A 19,993-nucleotide genomic window follows, 5' to 3' on the forward strand; every position below is an offset into this window, starting at 1 on the left:
CCCCGGCCACGAGATCGTAGGGCGAGACCATGCGGGCCATCAGGTCCATGATCACGTAGAGGGGCGAGTTGTCGAGCGTCCAGCGGCCGAGCAGCAGATCGAGCGGCGTGCGCTGGAACGGGCTGAAACGCGCCCCGTCCGACACGCTGCGCCAGAACGATTCGAGTGCCGCCCGGGCGCCGTCGCGGCCGCCGTCGGCGAAGCCGTCGACCAGCACGGCCGCGTTCATGGCGCCGGCCGAGGTGCCGGAGACGCCGTCGATCTCGAGCCAGGGCTCTTCCAGCAGGCGGTCGAGCACGCCCCAGGTGAAAGCGCCGTGGGCACCACCTCCCTGGAGGGCGAGGTCGACGAGAACGGGCGAGCGGTCGATCGTCACGGGCGCCTCGCTTTCGGCGCGACACCGACGGTCCGGACGGTCGTTCGCGGGAGACTGCGGTGCGCTGCCACCCGCTTGTCGCGCAAATCGTGCAACGCAGCAACCCGGGGAGCGGGCTAATACGACGTCTGGTTGCTGTCCGTCGCGCAGCTCAGGAGGCGGCCGAGGCGCGCCGTGGCGCCACCGCGGCGTGCTCCGGACCGGTGTGGCCCGGATCGGACTGGCGCATGTCGGCGTGATCCGGATCGGAGTGGCGCAGACCGGCCGCCGGACCCGAGCGCTCGGTCTCGGCGACCAGGAAGGACGGCCATTTGCGCGTCTCGCGCAGCACCCGGCCGACATACTCGCCGATGATGCCGAGCACCAGGAACTGCCCCGCCCCCAGGATCGCGATCGCCGACATGATCGAGGTCCAGCCCGCCACGGTGTGGCCGATGGCGAGGAAGCTGACGACCGAATAGACCAGCAACAGCACGCCGATCAGCGCGAACACCAGGGCGAGGTGGATGGCGATGCGCAGCGGCTTGACGCTGTGGGCGATGATGCCGGTGACGGCGAGATCGACCATCCGGCGCAGCGTGTAGGACGACTCGCCCTCGCTGCGCACGCCCTGCCGGTACGGCACCTTGACCAGCGGATGGCCGAGCCAGCGCACCAGGCCGCGCAGGAACAGATCGTGGTCCTCGAAGCCGTTGATGGTGTCGACGACGGTGCGGTCGAGCAGCAGGAAGTCGGCGCTGCCGGGCTCGATGCTGATGTCGCCGACGGCGTCGAGGATGCGGTAGTAGAGCGCCGAGGTGAACCGCTTGAAGGCCGAGACGTCGCCGGCCGTCGTCTCGCGCTGCGCGGCGACGATCCGGGCGCCGTCGCGCCAGCGGGCGACGAAGTCGGGAATCAGCTCGGGCGGGTGCTCGAAGTCGCAGTCCATCAGCACCACGGCGTCGCCCGCGGCGTGCTTCAGCCCCGCCCGCAGCGCCGACTGGTGGCCGAAATTGCGGGTGAACGAGACGTAGCGGACCCGCGGGTCGGCGGCGGCCAGGCGGCGCAGCTCGGCCAGCGTGCCGTCCCGGGAGCAGTCGTTCACGAAGACGATCTCGAAGCGACCGGCGATCCCCGGGATGGCGCCGATCACCTCGACGAGGCGGGCCGCCATCGGCCCGACATTGCGGGCCTCGTTGTAGGCGGGCAGCACCACCGAGAGCAGCGGCCCCTCGCCCGTCGTCCGCCGCTCCGCCTCGATGGTCACGCCGCTCTCCCGACCGTCACGACGGCCGGGCGATGGCTGCGCGGCCGGCCGGCGGGGGCCGGCGAGGGCGTTTCAGGGCACAGACCGGGCGAAAGATCAAGCCGGGCCGGCGGTCGCGCGGCAGCGGCACCCCGCATCCCTCGGCCCCGTCGGGGCGCCGGCCGCCGCCTCACGCGGCCTGGCCCTTGAAGTCCGGGATGGCGTCGCGCAGCACGGCGAGGACCTCGTCGCGGGTGCCGCCGGCCAGCGCGCGCTCCAGCGTGGCGAGGCGGGTCTTCATGACGTCCAGCGACGCGAACACCGGCTTCGCGGCGAGCACGCCGGGAACCCCGATGTCGAGGGTCGGCTCCTCGCGGGCGAACAGGATCTCGTTGAGCCGTTCGCCGGGCCGCATGCCGGTGAACTCGATCGCGACGTCGCGGCCGGGCTCGAGGCCGCTCAGCCGGATCATCCGCTCGGCGAGGTCGACGATCTTGATCGGCTGGCCCATGTTGAGCACGTAGATCGACACGTCCGAGCGTTCCGGCCCGAGCGCGTGGCTGGCCGCCGTCAGCACCAGATCGCACGCCTCGCGGATCGTCATGAAGTAGCGCACCATGTCCGGGTGCGTCACGGTCACCGGGCCCCCGGCCTCGATCTGCGCCTTGAACTTCGGGATCACCGACCCGTTCGAGGCCAGCACGTTGCCGAAGCGCACCGCGATGAGCCGCATCGGCGCGGCGGCCGGCCGGCGCAGCAGCTCGGCATCGAGCGCCTGGCAGTACATCTCGGCGAACCGCTTGGTGGCGCCCAGCACCGACACCGGCTCGATCGCCTTGTCGGTCGAGATCATCACCATGCCGCGCACGCCGGTGCGCGCCGCCGCGTCGGCGACGTTGACCGAGCCGAAGACGTTGGTCTTGACGCCCTCCTCCCAGTCGTTCTCGAGGATCGGGACGTGCTTGAGGGCCGCCGCGTGGAAGACGAGGTCGGGCTTGAAGTCGCGGAACAGCCGCTCGATCCGGTCGCGATCGCGGATGTCGGCGATGCGCCCCTCGATGACGGCGTCGCCGGCCTTCGCCCGCAGCCCCTCCATGACGGCGTGCAGGGCGGGCTCCGAGTTTTCGATCACCAGGAGCCGGGCCGCGCCGAACCGCACCACGCGGTCGCAGACCTCCGCCCCGATCGAGCCGCCGCCGCCCGTCACGGCCACGGCCCGGCCGGCGACGAACGCCTCCAGCCGCGGGCCGTCGATCGTCGCGCTCGGGCGCAGCAGCAGATCCTCCACCGCCACCGGGGCCAGCCGCATCGTCTGGCCGCCTTCATCGAGCGAGGGCATGCGATTGGTCGTGATGCCGAGCCGGCGCGCCATCATCAGCGCCGTCTCGACGCCGGTGCCGGCCTCGAAGGCCGACGGGGCCAGCACGATGCGCCGCGGCTCGGCGCCACGCGCCGTGAGGTACTCGCTGACGCGCTGCAGATCGCCGAAGCGGCCGAGCACCGGCACGCCGCGCACGGTCTGGCCCTGGTCCGCCTGTGACGGCGACAGGATGCCGGCCGGCGCGAGCTGGCACACCGCGCCGCTCTCGATCGACCGCAGCAGCACCTCGGTATCGGCGGCACGGCCGAGAATGAGGGTCGAGACCGGGGTCCCGGAGGAGAGCGTCCGGCGCCGCGTGCGGCTCAGCCGGAACCAGCGATAGCCGACCCGGCCACCGCCGAGGAAAAAGATCTGAAGGACGAAGTAGAGCGCGATGGTGAGCTTGCCGAAGACGTAGCCGCCGAACAGATAGGAGGCGAGCAGCACGTAATCGAGCACGAGGAGCGACAGCGCGAGGACCGCCGAGGCGCGCACGATGTTGGCGAGATCGGGCAGCGAGGCGAACCGCCACTTCGACCGGTAGAGATCGAAGAACCAATACACGCCGCTCGCATAGACGAAGAAGCAGGGCAGAACGAGGATCAGCAGGCTCCCGCGACGGTCGAGCCCGACACCCCCGAACCGCAAGTAGAGGCTCAGCAACAACGCCGCCATCGTGGCCGAAACGTCATGCGCCACGACGAACCAGCGCCGCCAGTTGAGCCGTTGTCCGAGTGTCATTCGCCCGCCGTCCCCACGGTCAAAGCCGATCGCAGTCTGGACACGTTCCAAGCCGACCGCCGTCTGGACACATAAAGCAACAGTGCTTTCGGCTCAACCTCGACGGCCCGCCTCTCTGCCGGGACACGACTTGGCAGCGGCCCGAAAACTCCAGGAAAGAGCGCAGGTTGACAGAATATACCACGACGACTATCGGTCCCGGCCGCCGGTTGGTGGTCGCTTCGCGGGGCAGACCGGACGCGCGGAATCCCCGCCATTCGGAGGCGAACGGTCGGATGGCAGGGGGGGAACGCGCCCGCGGGACCGAGCAATGTCGATGAAGCGAGTCTTCGATCTCTCCGCCGCACTGGCCGGCCTCGTCGTCGCCGGCCCGATCGTGGCGGTCTGCGCCGCCCTGGTCCGCCTCGGCTCGCAGGGTCCGGCGATCTTCAAGCAGGTGCGGGTCGGCCGCAACGAGCGCCCGTTCGTCTGCTACAAGCTGCGCACCATGTACGTGGAGACGAAGGACGCGCCGAGTCACGAGACCAGCGCCTCCGCCATCACGCCGCTCGGGCGCCGGCTGCGGCACTTCAAGATCGACGAACTGCCGCAGCTCTGGAACATCGTCAAAGGCGAGATGAGCTTCGTCGGCCCGCGCCCGTGCCTGCCGACCCAGACCGCGCTGATCGAGGCGCGCCGCCGGCGCGGGCTGGCGTCCCTCACGCCGGGGATCACGGGCGTCTCGCAGGTCGACGGCATCGACATGTCGACGCCCGAAGAGCTGGCCGAGAGCGACGCCCGCTATCTCGCCGACATGTCTCTCGGGCATGACCTGAGGCTGATCTGGAGGACCGTGACGGGCGCCGGACGCGGAGACGTCGTCAAGCCGCGGTCCGCAGGCCGGTGAGCCCTCCGCGGAGCCGCGCGCCGACCGTCGGTGCGCCCGTGGCATCCGGGACGCTGCGGACCGTCGATCACGCCACGCCGTGATCGTTCGCCGCCGCGAGCGCCGGTCCACGAGCGGTCGTCTGCCGCCCTATCGTCTGCCGTGACGGCTCGCCCGTGATCGACGGAGCCGCCGGCTTCCGGCCCGAGATCAGCATGAAGAGGCCCCAGCCCGGCAGCAGCTTGCGGACGAGAGCGCGTGGGAAAACGCGGCGCGCGACCGTCAAGGCGAGGCCGCGATGCCGTTGGCCCGCCCCCGACGCGAGCAGATCGCCGTGGGTCAGCACGGTCGTGATCCGGACATCGGCAGCCCCCGCGAACAACGCCGCAGCCTCGCGGACCGAATAGGCCTTCGTCCCCGGACTCTCCAGATGGGCCGCATAGATGGCATCCATCGTCGTGAACGGGCGCAGGCGGAGCAGCGCATACCGAACCCACAGCATCAGGCCGACCAGCGACCGTCGCTGGTAGATCATCACCTTGAACGTGCCGCCCGGCTCCAGGACCCGCAGGATCTCCGCGGCAGCCCGCGGCGTGTCGGGCGTGTGGTGGATCACGCCCCAGGAGTAGACCAGCGCGAAGGCTCCATCCGGGAACGAGAGGCTCTCGGCATCGCCGACCGCCAGCCGTGACCGCAGGCCGAACATCGACAGCCGCCGCCTCGCATGTGCGACGGCCCGCTCGGTCAGGTCGATTCCATAGAGCTCGGCGCCGGCCTCCGCGAACCGCTGATGATCCGCGCCGAGACCGACGCCGATCTCTAGGACCTTCTTGCCCGACGCCGATCGGAAGTCAGCGAAAGGCTCGATGAACGGCTCGAGCGCATAGCGATCGGCCGCCTGGCGGCTGTAGCCTTCACGATCGACGCTGAACAGGTAGAGATTCTCGCCGCAAGCAGCTTCGTTCCAGAAGCGCTGCACCCGCCCCTTCGCCGTTGCGTGCTCCACCATGTGGTCTCCTGGCGCGCTTGCACCGACGGCTCGGACGACCGCGATCATCACCAAGCCGCAACCATGCGGTTGTGTTCCTTGGCTGTCAATACGTTGAGTGGTATTGGGCTCCGCGCGAACGGGCCGGTTGCATGGGGCGGGCATTGGCTCCCGCGCGCACGGGACAACGGCCGGCGGCGGCGCCGACGGCAACGCGCGACGCCAGGGTGACGCGTTTCAGGGATGCGCTTCAGGGACGCGCGCGGGCGACGCGGAGACCTGCCTCGGCCCCTGCGGCGTCAGTGCTCCGCTCGTCCGGGGACCGCCCCGGGGCCTGCGCCGGTCGACGCATGACGCGCATCGCCGTCGCCGCCCGGCACGCGCGAGAGCACGTCCGCGGCCATGCGGTCCATGATGCGGGTGCGGGCGTGGGTCGCCACGAAGGCGCTCCGGTCGATGGTCGCCGGCAAGCCGGAGAGGCGTTCGATGCTGGCCGCGAGCCCGTCGACGTCGCACGGGAAGAACACCTCGGCGCCGGGGATCTCGTCCCGGACGAACTGCTCGGCATAGCCCGACACGCCGGCGAGGATGCGCTTGCCCGTCGCCGCATACTCGAACAGCTTGGACGGCAGCACCTTCTTGAACGCCCGATAGTCGTTGAGGTGCACCAGCAGCATGTCGGCGTCGCGATAGAGCGCGTGGAGCTGGGCCCGCGGCACCGGATCGCGCAGCACGACGCGGCCGCTCGGCAGATCCGCAATCTCGGCCTCCAGCGCCTTGCGACGCCCGCCGTCACCGACGACGACGAACTGCACGGCGTCGCCGAGACGACGGGCCGCCTCCGGAAGAATCCGGTGCAGCCCCTGGCCCTCGCCGATATTGCCGGCGTAGAGGATCTGAAGCGGGCGCGCCTCCGCCGGCTCGGGGCGGGTGAAGTCGGCGTCGAGGAAGTCGGTGTCGATGCCGTTGGTGAAGTAGCTGAAGCTGCCGCCCGGAACGACCTTCTCCAGATGCTCCCGGAATCCGGGCGAGACCATGTTGATGTGGGCGGCGGAGCGGAACGTCCAGCGCTCGACGCGCTCCAGCACCGGCAGGGCGGCGGCGAGCGCCGAGCCCGAGAACACGTCCGCCATGGTGTCGGTGAACAGATCCCGGATGTCGAGATAGAGGGGCGCGCGCGAGCGGCGGGCCATGACGGCCCCGAGCGCGGCGGTCATCAGTCGTGACGACGTCGCGACGACCACGTCGTAGCGCGGTCCCCGTCGCATCAGCACCCGGCGGGCGAACTGCAGGAAGGCGGCGGCCTGGTCGGCGAGGCCGCTGCTGTGACGCGGCAGGGCGATACGCGTGATCGAGACCGGGCCGATCTGCTCGTGCGCCTCCGCCGCCTGCGCGTGGCTCTGATAGCGGTTCGGCAGCGTCGTCAGGACGTCGATCTCGAGCCCGGGGCCGGCGCGCTGCTGCAGCGCCTCGACCAGCGCGGCTGCGCGGAACGATCCGGCGCTGAGATCGGGCGGATAGTAGAACGTCAACAACAGCAGCTTCATCTCTCGCCCCAGGCGATCGTGGTTCGGTGCGCGGCGGTGCCGTCGACCGGCAGCCGGCAAACGATCCGCTGGCTCGGCACGGCCTGGCCGAAGGCCGGATGCCACGTCGTGTCCTCGACCAGCGCCGCGCCGTCGTGCTCGAACGCAAAGGTCGCGATCGTCTCACCGGTCGTCGTGTCGACGACCCGGACGGTGCGGGCGTCGGCGACCTGCGCGGCGAGCCCGGGACCGAGCGGGAACACGATCCGCGCCTCGTGCCGGCCGCTGCCGCGCACCTCGTCGTCGAGCGTCAGCGCCTGCGCGTCGAGACGCCAGGTCCGGCGATGGAGCGGGCTGCCCGGAAGCCGCGCGTAGCCGTCGTGACACCCCGTCGCGACGAGCGCATCGGCCGCCTCGTGGACCTCGACGCCGGACACGCGGGCGCGCCGTCCGACCCGGAAGCCGCCCCAGACCTCGGAGGAGTCGGCCCCGTCGAGCGCGAGCGTCGCGTGAGCCGCGGTCGAGCGCTGCCGCTGCCGCTCCGGGCCGGTGCCGTAGCGCGACGTTCCGCCGTTGACGACGACCCGCCGGCCACGCAGCGACAGCTCGAACGACAGCGTGTCGGCATGCGCATGGGCCGGCAGATAGTCGGGCCCGATCGGCGCGAGATCGGCGAACACGGTCGCCTCGCCGCGCCTCAGGCGGACATAACCGCTCTCCGGCAGCCGCGCGACCGCGCCGATGCCCGGATCGGTCCAGGCGATGCCGAGGCCCGCCGCGCGCTGCGCCAGGATCGCGTGGGTCGGCGCGATGCCGAACGCCGCGTCGTTGAAGAACGGGATGTCGCCGTCCGGATGCCGCATGACGGCGGACCACGCCAGCATGCGCGCCACGCCGGCGCGCCAGGCCGGCGGCGCCTCCACGGCGTAGCACGCATGGACGTCGAGCAGATCGAGAACGTCGGCGAGCACGATGTGATGATACATCGGGCTCAGCTCGAAATGCCCGCCGTCGGCGAGGATCTGCTCGTCGAGCTCGCGCGCGAGGATGTCGGTGCCGATCCGATACCAGCCGCGGGCTTCGTCGCCGTCGAAGAACAAGCCGGCCAGCGTTAGCGCCTTGGCGTTGGCGAGCAGGTGATTGCCGAGGAGATGCGTCTCGAGGCGCTGCGCGAGCCAGCGGGCCTGCACGGCGATGCTCTGCACCATCGGGTCCGACGGCACGTTCCCGGCCAGGATCCAGCGGATCCAGTTCACCAGCCGCAGCGAGGTCGGATACGGCTCCCAACCGGGGCGACTCCCGGGCGGGTTCTCGGCGATCCAGCGCGCGACGAGGGCGCGGTGCCAGTCCGCGCGCATCGGCGCGTCGCGGGCGCCGAGATCGTCGAAGTAATGGAGGTTGTAGAGCCACAGATGGTCCGCCCCGGCGGCGGTCCAATCCTCCGGCCTCTTGACCGTGGCGGTCCGCCCGAGGAACGCGACCGTGTCCGGGCCGAGCATCGACGGCTCGCGCCACGCGGTCTCGATCAGAGGCGCCACCACGGGCCGGCGGGCGGGCGGCGGGCTGAGGTCGGGGGTCGGACGGCGCAGCCGGAACCAGACGCGCCCGTAGACCTGCACCGGCCGCAGATGCCGCACCGTGTGCCAGTATAACGCGAGCGTGGACATGGGCCGGACGTCAACCCCGGCCCGTGCTCGCCCGAAGGGGCCGCCCCGGGGCGTCTCGATCCTGCGCCATCGCCTGCTCCGTTGTCGCGCCCGGTCTGGCACGGACGCAGGGGCGCCGACAAGCCTCCCGGCCGATTTCGCACCGTCCGAACGGCGCGCGGCCGGGAATGCGAGCTGCGAAGCCAGAGCCGCGGCGGGGCTGCAGCATGCCTGCACGGTGGAGACCGGGCGACGTCGCCGAACCCCTTCTCCATCCGGGGGCGTCCACGTGGAACTGCGCCCGCTTCGATGTTATGCAGGCGCCGAAATCCCTCGACCGTGAGGAGGCGAGCGTGTCCTCCAGGATCCTGGCGACCGGGCTGCGGACTCTCTCCACGGAGCATCGCGTCCCGATGCCGACGAGGGACAGCACCGGGCGCGCCGGGCCGCTCACGGGCTGCCGGATGATCAGGAGCAGCCGCCACGGCAGTATGTGAGACCGGCGTGCGCCGGCTTCGGAGCAGTCCACCACCATGCGCATTCTCGTCACCGGGGCCTCGGGCTTCGTCGGCCGCGGGCTGGTCCCGGCGCTGATCGCCGCCGGCCACTTGGTCCGCGCCGCCGCTCGTCATGTGGAGTCCGATCAGGCCGTCGGGGCGATCGAGCCGGTGCGGCTCCCCGACCTCGACGGCCCGGTCGACTGGGCGCCGCTCGTCGACGGCGTCGACGCGGTCGTCCATCTCGCCGGCATCGCCCATCGCAGCGGCGTCGACGACGGCGCCTACGACCGGGTGATCCACGCCGCGACGGCGGCGCTGGCCCGGACCTGCGCGGCCCGCAGTCTCCCGCTCGTGTTCGTGTCGTCGATCGGCGCGCAGGCCGGCTCGGCCGCCGATCACGTGGTGCGCGAGACCGACCCGCCGCGTCCGGCCACGCCCTACGACCGCGCCAAGCTCGCCGCCGAGGCGGCCGTACGCGACGCCGGCGGCGCCTTCACGATCCTGCGGCCGCCGCTCGTCTACGGCCCCGGCGTGAAGGGCAACATGGCGCTGCTGATGCGGCTCGCCGACACCTTCTGGCCGTTGCCGTTCGGCGCGTTCCGGAACCGGCGATCGCTGGTCGCGCGCGACAACCTGGCGGCCGCGATCGCCTTCTGTCTCACGGCTCCGGGCACCCGCGGCGAGACCTACGTGGTCGCCGATCGCGAGGCACTGAGCTTCGCCGAGATGATCACGACGTTGCGCGACGCCTGCGAACGCCCGGCTCGACTGGTCGCGGTCCCGCCGGCGCCGATCGCCGGGCTGTTGCGCGCGACCGGCCGCGCGGCGACCTGGGACCGGATCGGCGGCAGCCTCGTCGTCGATCCGGGACGCCTTCTCGCCGCGGGATGGCACCCCGTGATCGACACGAGGTCCGGCCTCGCCGCGATGATGCGGGAGCACCGCGCCGGCCGCTCGCGACGCGAGGGCTGAGGCGCGCACAATGGGTATCCTCCTCATGGTGAGAAGCGCTCCGCAGGAGCGCGTCTCGAACCATGCGGCCACCCGCCTCTTCGCCCCGATGGCGAACGTCAGATCTTCAGCCGCTTGAACACGACCCACGGCAGGTGGCGGATGATCGTCATGATCGGTCTCCAGAACCACGGCGTGTAGACGGTGCGGCGGCCTTTCTCGACGGCGCGCACGATGTCGGCGCCGACCGCGTCGGGGCTGGCGAACAGCGGGCCTTTGGTGATCGCGTCGGTCATCGGCGTATCGACGAAGCCCGGCTTCACCGTGACGACCCGCACCGGCGTGCCGGCATAGGCGTGGGCGAGGCCTTCGAGGAAGCGGTCGAGCCCGCCCTTCGCCGATCCGTAGACGAAGTTCGAGGCGCGGCCGCGGTCGCCGGCGACCGAGCCGATGGTGATCAGCGTGAGCGGCGCGGCGGCCGGGCGGTCCTTCAAGAGCGCCAGGATCCACAACGCGACGCTGACGAAGTTGACCTCGAGCGCATTTCGCGCGGCTCCGAGATCGCGCTCGCTCGCCGCCTGGTCGCCGAGACCGCCATAGGCGATCAGCACCTCGTCGGGCTCGCCGAGACGGCGGCGCAGCTCGGAGGCTCCGGCCTCGATGCCGGCGAGATCGGCGAGGTCGAGCGTCGCGATGTCGGCGGCGCGCGCCCCGCCGGCGCGCAGGTCGTCGGCGATCGCCGTCAGGCGCGCGGCGTTCTGGCCGACCAGCAGGAACGCGGCGCCGGTCGCGGCACGGCGGCGCGCATAGGCCTGCGCCATCGCCGAGCCGGCGCCGAGAACGAGGATGCGGGAGGGCGTGGTGGGCGTGCTCATCGGGCGTCTCCGGTGACGCGGCGCCAGAAGTCGGAGCCGAAGGCGGGATCGCGCAGCGCCGCGACCTTGCGCCAGTCTGGATAGCCGGATCTGAACATCTCCGGCGTCATCACGGCGTCCTTGGCCGGATAGATGCGGCCGCCCGCTGCGGTCGCGATCTCGCCGAGCCGCACGAGAAGACGCCGCGTGGTCTCGCCCTTGTCTGGGAAGTCCAGCGCCAGCGTCGCGCCCGGCATGGGGAACGACAAGACGCCGCCCGAGCGCGGTTCGCCCAGGAGCTTGAGGACGGCGAGGAAAGAGCCCTGGCCTTCCGCCGCGGTGGTCTCCAGGAGACGCACGACAGTCGCGCGCGCCACCGGCATCGGAATCACCGACTGGTGCTGATAGAAGCCGCGCTTGCCGTAGAGCCGGTTCCAGCTCGACAGCGCGTCGAGCGGATAGAAGAACGGGTCGTAGTGCTGCGTGCAGGCGCCGACCGCATAAGGCCGCTTGCGATAGAGCGCGTTGAAGGCCCGCATCGTGACATTGTTCAGCACGACGCCGGGCAACTCCGGCGCGAAGCCGAGCCGCGGGGCTTTGTGAACCTCGAGCCCGCCGGTTTCCGCCCAGCGCCCGCGCATAAAGAGGCCGCGACCGAGTTCGCGGCCCTTGGCGAGGCAATCGACCCAGGCGACCGTGAACGGCCAGTCGCGGCTGTCGGCCGCGATGCGGAAGAAGTCGTCGACGTCGCGGATCGCGAGCTGCTCCGTGTGCAGCCGCGCCGACGCGATCGGCACGAGCCGCATCTCCACCCACTGGATGAAGCCGGTCAGACCGAGGCCGCCGATGGTGGCGGCGAACAGCTCCGCGTTCTCGTCGCGCGACAGCGTCAGGCTCTCGCCGGTCGAGCGCAGCAGCCCGATCTTGTTCACATGGGCACCGAAGCTGCCGGCGGTCTCGTGATTCTTGCCGTGCACGTCGTTGGCGACGGCGCCGCCGAGCGTCACGACCTTGGTGCCGGGCGTCACCGGCACGAACCAGCCGCGCGGCACGATGGTGCGCAACAGCCGGTCGAGCGACAGCCCGGCCTCGGCCCGCACCCGCCCGGCCTGCAGGTCGATCCATTGCAGCCGATCGAGCCGGTCGGTGACGAGGAGCCGGCCGTTCGCGTTGAGGCACACGTCGCCGTAGGAGCGGCCGAGCCCGCGGGCGAGCAGCGGCGCGCCTTGCGTCGTCACGGTGCCGGCCGCAACGTCCAGGAAGGGCGGGCGCGTCACGGCGTGCAAGGGCCGGGCGAGGCGCCCCCAGGCGGTCATCGGGGTCATCGGCATCGGGCTGATCCTGATCTTCTCATCCTGCCTCGCTCGTCCTCGGTCGCACGTCCGACATGGCGATGCGGCCAGCTCACGCAGCGACCGGCCTCGGGGTCGAGAGCCGCACCGCCAGCGGCACGGCCAGGAAACCGGCGACGGTCGCGTACCACACGGTTCCGAGCCGCAAGATGGCGGTGGCGACCAGCGCCACCTCGGTCGGCACGCCCTGCAGCCCGAGCAGCATCACCATGACGATCTCGAAGCCGCCGACGCCGCCCGGCGTCATGGTGAGGCCGCCGACCACCGCGGCGAAGCCGAACACGAAGGTGGCGGCCGAGAGCGACACGGGCGCGTCGAGCAGATGCAGCACCGCCCACAACGCGACCGCCTCGACGAACCACGCGACGATTCCGAGCACGAGCGAGACCAGAAAGACCCGCCCCTGCATCACCAGCGCGGTGTTGCGGACCATGTGGCGGGCCTGGACGAACAGGCGCGGCTTCACCCGGACGAGACCATAGGTCGCGTTCAGCATGGCCATCGACAACCGCGGTCGCGCCAAGAACAACGTACCGGCGGCGGCCACGACCAGCACGGCCAGCACCGGACCGCGATACTGCTCGAAGCCGGTCAGCCCGGCGAGGCAGAGGAGCAGCATCGCATAGACGTCGCTGATCCGGTCGGCGAGCTGGAGCGCGATACCGCGCCGATAGGCGAGATCGAACCGCCGTTTCAGGAACCACAGCCGCACCACCTCGCCGAGCTTGCCGGGTGACATGGTGAGCGCGAAGCCGGCCGTGTAGTAGGCCGAGGTCTCCCAGAACGGCATCGTCAGGCCGAGATGGCCGGCCAGATAGACGAACCGCCAGGTGCGGATCACGTAGTTCAGGGTCGCGAAGGCGACGACGACCAGCACCAGCCAGGCCGGCGCATCGGCCAGCACCCGCATCGCCTTGTCGAGATCGTCGCGCGCCGTCAGGACGATGAGCGCGGCGACGACCGACAGGCCGGCCAGCGCCACGGCGGTGACGCCGGCGCGGCGCAATGCGGGGCGAAGCGCCCGTCCCCCGTCGGCCGCCGGCAAGATTCGCGCCTCCGGCGCCGCTGATCGGTCGGTGTCGGTCATCGCCCGGACCCTACCCGTTCGGCGTAAACGAAGCTTTCCGCCGCGCTGGTCCGCCGGCCGGCGGACGCGCCCGGACCGGCGCCATCGATACCGGATGCGCCGCGCAGGAGCCAACGCCTCGCTCCGGGCCGGCGCGATCGTCCGGCGCCACGCCCGCCAGGGCGCGGCCCCAGGCGCTTTCGTATGCAATATTACGCATATTCATGCCACGAAAATCGCCGTGGAATCCCGCCTACCGTGCCCCCCGGCCCAGCTCCGCAGTCGCGTCCCCACCCGAGTCGTCGCCGGTGGCACCACAACAACGATACACAGGGAGATGCTCGTGGCCGGTCGAACCGACATCCTCGCATCGCGGCGCGCCGTCCTCGGCCTCGCCGCCGGTGGATTGGCGACCGCGGCCGCGTTGCGGCGGGCCGAGGCCGCGCGGACCGCGACCAAGGCCAGGATCGTCATCGTCGGGGCCGGCGCCGCCGGCACCGCGATGGCCAACCGTCTGGTCGAGCGGCTCGACGGCGCCACCATCACGCTGGTCGACGGTCGCGCCGAGCACTGGTACCAGCCCGGCCTGTCGCTGGTCGCGGCCGGGCTGCGGCCCGCCTCCTACACGGTCTCGAAGACGACCGACTGGCTGCCGCAGGGCGTCACGCTCGTCCCGGAGGCGGCCGCCGGCATCGATCCGGTCGCCAAGTCGGTGACGACGACGAGCGGCAAGCGCCTCCCCTACGACTTCCTGATCGTCGCCCCCGGCCTGGTGCTGGACTATGCGGCGATCGAGGGCTTCTCGCTCGACCTGATCGGCCGCGGCGGCATCGGCTCGCTCTATGCCGGGCCGGACTACGCGGCGAAGACCTGGGCGGTGGCCTCGGCGTTCGCCGACAAGGGCGGCAAGGGCCTGTTCACCCGGCCGGCGACCGAGATGAAATGCGCCGGCGCGCCGCTCAAGCACACCTTCCTGATCGAGGACATCGCCGGCCGCCGCGCCGGCAAGGGCAAGTACGAGATCACCTACGCGGCCCATAACGACGCGCTGTTCAGCGTGCCGATCGTCTCCGAGAAGGTCCGCATGCTGTTCCAGGAGCGCGGCATCAAGACCGTCTACAGCCATGTGCTCAAGTCGGTCGATCCCGGCCGCCGCATCGCCACCTTCGCCACGCCGAAGGGCGATCAGCAGATGGAGTACGACTATCTGCACGTCATCCCGCCGCAGCGCGCCCCGGAGGTGATCCGCCAGTCGGGCCTCTCCTGGGGCGATCGCTGGAAGGACCAGGGCTGGGTCGAGGTCGACCAGAAGACGCTGCGCCACCGCCGCTTCCCGGAGGTGTTCGCGATCGGCGACGTCGCCGGCGTGCCGAAGGGCAAGACAGCCGCCTCGGTGAAATGGCAGGTGCCGGTCGTCGAGGACCATCTGGTCGCGACGATCGAGGGCCGGCAGAGCAGCGCCGCCTATGACGGCTACACGTCCTGCCCGCTGATCACCCGGGTCGGCCGCGCCATGCTGGTCGAGTTCGACTACAACAACAATCTCACCCCGTCCTTCCCGGGCGTCATCGCGCCTCTGGAGGAGCTGTGGATCAGCTGGCTGATGAAGGAGGTCGCCCTGAAGGCGACCTACAACGCCATGCTGCGCGGCCGGGCCTGAGGAGGACACGTCATGAAGGAACTGACCGTCGGCACCATGGTCGCCGTGTTCGAGGAAATGTTCGGCCTCGCGCTGTTCTGGATCATGGTTCTCGTCGCCGTCGCCATCACGGCGGCCTATCTCTACGTGCTGATCCGCGACCGCAGGCTGTCGATGCGCAAGTTCCTGTGGGCGCAGCTCGCGATGCCGCTCGGCGCCGTCGCGGCCGTGCTGTTCGTCCAGGCGGTGACGCATTCGGACTTCGGCGACATCGGCGGCCCGGTCGACGTGATGGTGCTGCTCGGCGTCGCCGTGCTGGGGGCGATCGGCATCGCCATCCTGGTCTACACGGCGCAGTCGCTCGCCCGCGGCGTCCGCGACGCCAGCCGCCGGGCGCTGTAGCGGCGCGCCCGGCCGACGAGCGAACGACGGTCACGCGGTCGCGTCGGGCGGCCGGCCCGGTCGCGGCCGGTAGCGCGGCAGCGACCAGCCCCAGCGCAGCGCCGCCGCCCGCACCGCGAAGCCGACCACGAAGCCGGCGACGAGCGCAGCGTCGCGCGGCACGCCGGCGAACGACAGGCCCACGAACGTCGTCGCCCCGGCCAGCGCCGCGGTCGCGTAGATCTCGCGGCTGAGGATCACCGGGCTCTCGCTGCCCAGCACGTCGCGGATCACGCCGCCGAACGTCGCCGTGATCACGCCCATCGCGGCGGCGACGATCGCGCCGGCGCCGGCCCGCAGCGCCGCCTCGGCGCCCGTCACGGCGAACAACGCCAGCCCGACCGCGTCGAGCCACAGCAGGATGCGATGGCGCGACTGCGGGAGATGGGCCGTGAAGAAGACGACAACCGCGACGACGGCGCAGACCACCAGATAAGCCGGCGCCCGTGTCCAGAACACCGGCGCGCCCATCAGGACGTCGCGCAGCGTGCCGCCGCCGATGCCGGTCGCGGTGCCCAGCATCACGAAGCCGACCACGTCCATCTGCTTGCGGGAGGCGACCAGCGCGCCCGTGACGGCGAAGACGACGACACCAAGCCAATCGAGCGCGGTCGTGACGGTGTCGAGCATCGCGGCCTCCGGACGCCGCGCCATTCGCGGCGCCGCCATGGAGGCATGGCGGGCGCCCGCGCGCAATCGTCCCGAAGAGCAAGGGTCGCAGGCCGCGGCTTCGGACGGCGAAAACTCAGTTCGGCCGCTTGTCGTTGCAGTTCGGCGTATAGGGCGCCGCCTGGGTGTGGCCGCAGGCCGTGCACTCGTAGGTCCGCATCTCGCGGCTGATCGGTCCGGCGATGCTGAAGTTGCGCGACACGACCTGACACCGATGGCCGCAGTCTTCGCACGCAGGCCGGTCGAGCACGACGTCCCGATAGAGAATCAGCGTGGCAACGGTTTCGATATCGAGCGACTGTCTCGGCAATACGATGCGCGGAACAAATCTGTGGCGTCGAATTCTGAGTCTGTCTTCATGGCCACTCATTGGAGTTGGCCTCCGTCATCGAGAGCAACAGCAAAGAGATACCACGATGTGAGAAAACAAGAATCCGTACATTCCCGTTCGCCAATGAAGCTAATACCTGACCCGCGCCAAACGCGGCGTTCATAGGCTATTAAGTCTCGTGAAAGTCCCGCTTTCGGCATGGCGGCTCCGCGCCGACGCCGTCTCTCATCCGAGCGGATTACCCTCACTACCCTGTGTGGCGGGTTTTTTCGTCGGCAGGAGAACATAAACGGCGGCCGCGAGCGCGATCGCCAGCACGACCAGGGCGGCCGGGTGATGGGCGAGCGAGGAGACCTTGCCTTCGGTGATGATCAGGGCTTGGCGCACCGAGAGCTCGAGCTGCGGCCCGATAACGAATCCGATCAGGAACGTCACCCGCGAGTAGTCGAAGCGGTGCATCAGATAGCCGACGAGCCCGAAGCCGACCATCAGGCCGACCGCGAACACCGACTTGCTCTCCAGATAGGCGCCGACCAGGCACAGCATGGTGACGACCGGAACGATGACGGTCGCCGGCACCTTCGTGAGCTTCGCGAAACCGACGAGGCCGATCCGCCCGACCACCAGCATCATCACGGCGGCGACCATCATGGCGCCGAAGATGCCGTAGATCAGCCGCGGCTGCTCCTCGAACAGGCGCGGACCCGGCGTGACGCCGTGGATGGTCAAGGCGGCGATCAGGATCGCGGCCGAGACACTGCCCGGCAGGCCGAGCGCGAACAGCGGCACGAAGCTCGCCGGCACGACCGCGTTGTCGGCCGTCTCGGCGGCGGCGACGCCCTTCAGCTCGCCCTTCCCGAACTGTTCGCCGGGCTTCGCCATGCGCTTCGCCAGCGCGTAGGACGCGAAGGACGCGACGGTCGGCCCGAGCCCCGGCAGGAGGCCGATCGCGGTGCCGACCAGGCTCGACTGCAGGATGGTCGGCAGCACCCGGCGAAACTGCGTCCAGCCGAGCCGGTCGTCGGCGCTGCCGGCCGCGACGGTCGCCGTGTCGGCGCGCCGGCCGATCACCTCCTCGGCCTGGATGATCATCTCGGACAAGGCCAGCATCCCGACCGTGACGGCGAGCAGCGGGATGCCGTCGAACAGCTCGACCTGGCCGAAGGTGAGGCGCGGCGTGCCGCTCTCGACGTCGAGGCCGACGGTCGCGCACAGGAGCCCAAAGGCGCCGGCCGCCAGCCCGCGGAACAGCGACTTGCCGGCGAGCGCCGCGATGAAGGTCAGCGCCAGGATCATCACGGCCGACATCTCGACCGGGCCGAAGCCGAGCGCCAGCGTGGCCAGCGGGCGGGCGAGCAGGATCAGCGCGAGCGTGCCGATCAGGTCGCCGATCACCGAGCCGTAGAGGGCGACCTTCAGGGCCTGCTTGGCCTTGCCGGCGCGCGCCAGCGGATAGCCGTCGAGACACGTCACGGCGGCGTTCGGCTCGCCCGGCGTGTTGATCAGGATCGCGGTCGTCGCCCCGCCGGCGCCGGACGCCTTGGCGATCCCGATGAGAAAGCCGACGGCCGCGACCGGCGTCAGCCAATAGCTGATGGGAATCGCGATCGCCAGCGCGGCCGGCCGGTTGAGGCCGGGCAGCACGCCGATGACGTAGCCGAGCAGCACGCCGAGAAAGACGAACAGCACCGTGACGGGCGCGAGCGCGTCGCCGAGGCCGAGAAGCACCGCATTCATTGAAGACGCCTCAGCGGAAGACCAGCCAGACGAGGCCCGCGCAGGCGAGCGCCGCGACGGCGATGTGCAGCGGACGGCGCTCGCCCAGCACGAGCATGCCGGCCGGCACCATCACGAGCGCGCAGCCCGCGATGCCGACGACGGGGAGCAGGCAGACGCCCAGCACGGCGACGGCGCCGATGCGAAAGAACGCGCCCCACCCGTCTGGGTAGCGCTCGCCCGGCGCGCCGCGCGCGAGACGCAGCAGCGCGTCGGCCACCGCGAAGACGCCGAGCGCGATCGCGCAGACGGTCGGGAACACGGCCGGCGACAGGCCGATGCCGCCGTCCGAGGTCTGCGCCGGGATGATCCAGACGACGGCGGCGAGCGCGGCGCCGCCGATCAGCACGGCCTCGGCGACCACCGAGAGCCGCGAGCGCGCGCCCCCGGTCGCGGCGGGCGCGGCCTCCCCGCCGGGGGCCGCCGCGTCACTCACTTCGACGCCTCGATCAGCTTGGCGAAGTCGTCGATGTGGCGCTTGATGGTGGCGTCGAGCGTCGCGCCGGTCTCGACCACGGCGTTCAGGCTGCGGTTCTCCATCAGGGCGACGATGGACGGATCCTTGCCGGCGGCCGCGAAGGCGTCGTCGAGCTTCTTCGCCACGGCCGACGGCAATCCCTTCGGCGCGATGAACAGGACGAGGTTCACGCTGGAGACGCCGTAGCCGAGCTCCTTCAGGGTCGGCACGTCGGGCAGGCCGGCGACGCGCTTGTCGCCGAGCACCGCCATCACGGCGAGGTCGCCGGACTTGGCCTGCGGATAATAGGCGCCCGACGAGTAGCCGAGATCGACATGGCCGCCCATCACCTGGGTCACCACCTCGGCGCCGCTGCGGGTCGGCACCGGCACCAGCGACACGCCGGCCTTCTTGGCGATGGCGGCCGAGATCATCCGGTCGAGCGCCGTGTTGGAGGCGTAGTTCATGCGGCCCGTCGCCTTGGCGGCCGCCATGGCGTCGGAGAGATTCTTCCAGCCGTGCTTGGGCAGCGCCACGAAGGCTTCGGGGAACTCGCCGATCGCCGCCACATAGGTGAAGTCGGCCGGCGTGAAGCCGAGCTTCATGAGCTGCGGATCGAGCGTGACGGTGGTCGAGGTGGTGGCGACGAGGTTGTAGCCGTCGGCCGGCATCCTGGCGAGCGCCGTGGCCGCCACGGCGCCGCCGGCGCCCGGCTTGTTCTCCACCACCACGGGCTGGCCGAGCAGCTTCGCCAACAGCTCGGCGACGGCGCGCGCGACGATGTCGTTGGTGCCGCCGGCCCCGAAGCCGACCGCGATGGTGACCGGCTTCTCCGGCCATTCGGCCCGCGACGGCGCCGCGAAGGCCGCGAGGAGCGCGGCGCTCCACAGGACGGATCGAACGGTGCGGGAGATCGGCATCGGCGGCTCCTTGGGGGCGGACTGCACGGAGGAGAGGGGTCGGATCGTTTGGACGAGGGCACCGGATCCGACCGGAGGGACCATCACGGAATACAAGTATCGTGCCCATTGCGGGCCTGTCCAACCGGGCGCGTCCGATTCGTGCTCGACCGTGTGTCCGATCCGGCGCCGATCGGCGCAGTCCCGGTGGCGCATCGGTGTGCGACGCCGCGGCCCGCGCTTGCCACCCTCCGATACTTCAATCGCGGCGCGATGGTTCCGCCGTCGCGCCCGTGCTGAACTCGACCTCTGATTCGACCGTGGAGCACGA

18 protein-coding genes are annotated in these 19,993 nt (G+C 70.9%); 4 read left to right on the forward strand and 14 right to left on the reverse strand.

What is annotated here, in order from left to right; translation table 11 throughout:
* The 3 genes from CCR97_RS31750 to CCR97_RS16585 all read right to left on the reverse strand — a co-directional run.
* The coding region (locus tag CCR97_RS31750) for a patatin-like phospholipase family protein (protein ID WP_338049092.1) at window positions 1-370 on the reverse strand (370 nt) is incomplete at its 3' end.
* 157 nt (window positions 371-527) lie between these two features.
* Complete coding sequence (locus tag CCR97_RS31755) at window positions 528-1,622, reverse strand: glycosyltransferase family 2 protein (protein WP_111360195.1); 1,095 nt, start codon at window positions 1,620-1,622, stop codon at window positions 528-530.
* A 169-nt stretch (window positions 1,623-1,791) separates the two neighbouring features.
* Entirely contained in the window at window positions 1,792-3,702 is a 1,911-nt protein-coding gene (locus CCR97_RS16585; RefSeq protein ID WP_111356858.1) for a polysaccharide biosynthesis protein, read from the reverse strand.
* 316 nt (window positions 3,703-4,018) lie between these two features.
* Here CCR97_RS16585 and CCR97_RS16590 point away from each other — a divergent pair, with 316 nt between their 5' ends.
* The gene (locus tag CCR97_RS16590) at window positions 4,019-4,588 is read left to right on the forward strand and encodes a sugar transferase (RefSeq protein WP_111356871.1); all 570 of its coding nucleotides are present in this window, start codon (window positions 4,019-4,021) and stop codon (window positions 4,586-4,588) included.
* Window positions 4,589-4,655: 67 nt separating this feature from the next.
* Here CCR97_RS16590 and CCR97_RS16595 read toward each other — a convergent pair whose 3' ends face one another.
* From CCR97_RS16595 to CCR97_RS16605, 3 genes are all read right to left on the reverse strand, one after another.
* Entirely contained in the window at window positions 4,656-5,624 is a 969-nt protein-coding gene (locus CCR97_RS16595; RefSeq protein ID WP_207199491.1) for a class I SAM-dependent methyltransferase, read from the reverse strand.
* Window positions 5,625-5,854: 230 nt separating this feature from the next.
* On the reverse strand, window positions 5,855-7,102 hold the full coding sequence (locus CCR97_RS16600; RefSeq protein ID WP_111356860.1) for a glycosyltransferase family 4 protein: 1,248 nt from the start codon (window positions 7,100-7,102) through the stop codon (window positions 5,855-5,857).
* Window positions 7,099-8,748: a heparinase II/III family protein gene (locus CCR97_RS16605; RefSeq protein ID WP_111356861.1), complete on the reverse strand. Its 1,650-nt coding sequence runs from the start codon at window positions 8,746-8,748 to the stop codon at window positions 7,099-7,101. Before CCR97_RS16605 ends, CCR97_RS16600 begins: the two co-directional genes overlap by 4 nt.
* A 512-nt stretch (window positions 8,749-9,260) precedes the next feature.
* Between CCR97_RS16605 and CCR97_RS16610 the strand changes: the two genes are divergently transcribed.
* Entirely contained in the window at window positions 9,261-10,199 is a 939-nt protein-coding gene (locus tag CCR97_RS16610) for an NAD-dependent epimerase/dehydratase family protein (RefSeq protein ID WP_111356863.1), read from the forward strand.
* A 98-nt stretch (window positions 10,200-10,297) separates the two neighbouring features.
* Here CCR97_RS16610 and CCR97_RS16615 read toward each other — a convergent pair whose 3' ends face one another.
* The 3 genes from CCR97_RS16615 to CCR97_RS16625 all read right to left on the reverse strand — a co-directional run bounded on the left by CCR97_RS16615 (window position 10,298) and on the right by CCR97_RS16625 (window position 13,471).
* The gene (locus CCR97_RS16615; protein WP_111356864.1) at window positions 10,298-11,053 is read right to left on the reverse strand and encodes an SDR family NAD(P)-dependent oxidoreductase; all 756 of its coding nucleotides are present in this window, start codon (window positions 11,051-11,053) and stop codon (window positions 10,298-10,300) included.
* On the reverse strand, window positions 11,050-12,363 hold the full coding sequence (locus CCR97_RS16620) for an FAD-binding oxidoreductase (protein WP_201159673.1): 1,314 nt from the start codon (window positions 12,361-12,363) through the stop codon (window positions 11,050-11,052). The genes CCR97_RS16615 and CCR97_RS16620 overlap by 4 nt, the downstream gene beginning before the upstream one ends.
* A 73-nt stretch (window positions 12,364-12,436) precedes the next feature.
* Window positions 12,437-13,471, reverse strand: coding sequence for a lysylphosphatidylglycerol synthase transmembrane domain-containing protein (locus CCR97_RS16625; protein ID WP_111356865.1), 1,035 nt, complete (start codon window positions 13,469-13,471; stop codon window positions 12,437-12,439).
* A 322-nt stretch (window positions 13,472-13,793) separates the two neighbouring features.
* Between CCR97_RS16625 and CCR97_RS16630 the strand changes: the two genes are divergently transcribed.
* Window positions 13,794-15,110, forward strand: coding sequence for an NAD(P)/FAD-dependent oxidoreductase (locus tag CCR97_RS16630; protein WP_245428811.1), 1,317 nt, complete (start codon window positions 13,794-13,796; stop codon window positions 15,108-15,110).
* Window positions 15,111-15,122: 12 nt separating this feature from the next.
* Window positions 15,123-15,491 (forward strand): DUF5368 domain-containing protein, encoded by a 369-nt coding sequence (locus CCR97_RS16635; protein WP_111356867.1) that lies wholly within the window; start codon window positions 15,123-15,125, stop codon window positions 15,489-15,491.
* Between the two features lie 30 nt (window positions 15,492-15,521).
* Here the strand turns inward: CCR97_RS16635 and CCR97_RS16640 are convergent, their stop codons facing one another.
* The 5 genes from CCR97_RS16640 to CCR97_RS16655 form a co-directional block, all read right to left on the reverse strand.
* A complete protein-coding gene (locus CCR97_RS16640) occupies window positions 15,522-16,160 on the reverse strand; it encodes a trimeric intracellular cation channel family protein (protein ID WP_111356873.1) in 639 nt (212 codons plus the stop codon).
* A 115-nt stretch (window positions 16,161-16,275) separates the two neighbouring features.
* On the reverse strand, window positions 16,276-16,401 hold the full coding sequence (locus CCR97_RS32100) for a hypothetical protein (RefSeq protein ID WP_274611529.1): 126 nt from the start codon (window positions 16,399-16,401) through the stop codon (window positions 16,276-16,278).
* Window positions 16,402-16,755: 354 nt separating this feature from the next.
* Window positions 16,756-18,267 carry a tripartite tricarboxylate transporter permease gene (locus CCR97_RS16645; protein ID WP_111356869.1) on the reverse strand — a complete coding sequence of 504 codons (1,512 nt, stop codon included), beginning with the start codon at window positions 18,265-18,267 and terminating at the stop codon, window positions 16,756-16,758.
* Window positions 18,268-18,277: 10 nt separating this feature from the next.
* Window positions 18,278-18,742 carry a tripartite tricarboxylate transporter TctB family protein gene (locus CCR97_RS16650; RefSeq protein ID WP_201159674.1) on the reverse strand — a complete coding sequence of 155 codons (465 nt, stop codon included), beginning with the start codon at window positions 18,740-18,742 and terminating at the stop codon, window positions 18,278-18,280.
* A complete protein-coding gene (locus CCR97_RS16655; RefSeq protein ID WP_170145934.1) occupies window positions 18,739-19,683 on the reverse strand; it encodes a tripartite tricarboxylate transporter substrate binding protein in 945 nt (314 codons plus the stop codon). Before CCR97_RS16655 ends, CCR97_RS16650 begins: the two co-directional genes overlap by 4 nt.
* Window positions 19,684-19,993 lie beyond the last annotated feature (310 nt).

Origin of the sequence: Rhodoplanes elegans (genome assembly GCF_016653355.1) — a bacterium.
In the GTDB taxonomy this organism is placed as follows: Bacteria; Pseudomonadota; Alphaproteobacteria; order Rhizobiales; family Xanthobacteraceae; genus Rhodoplanes; species Rhodoplanes elegans.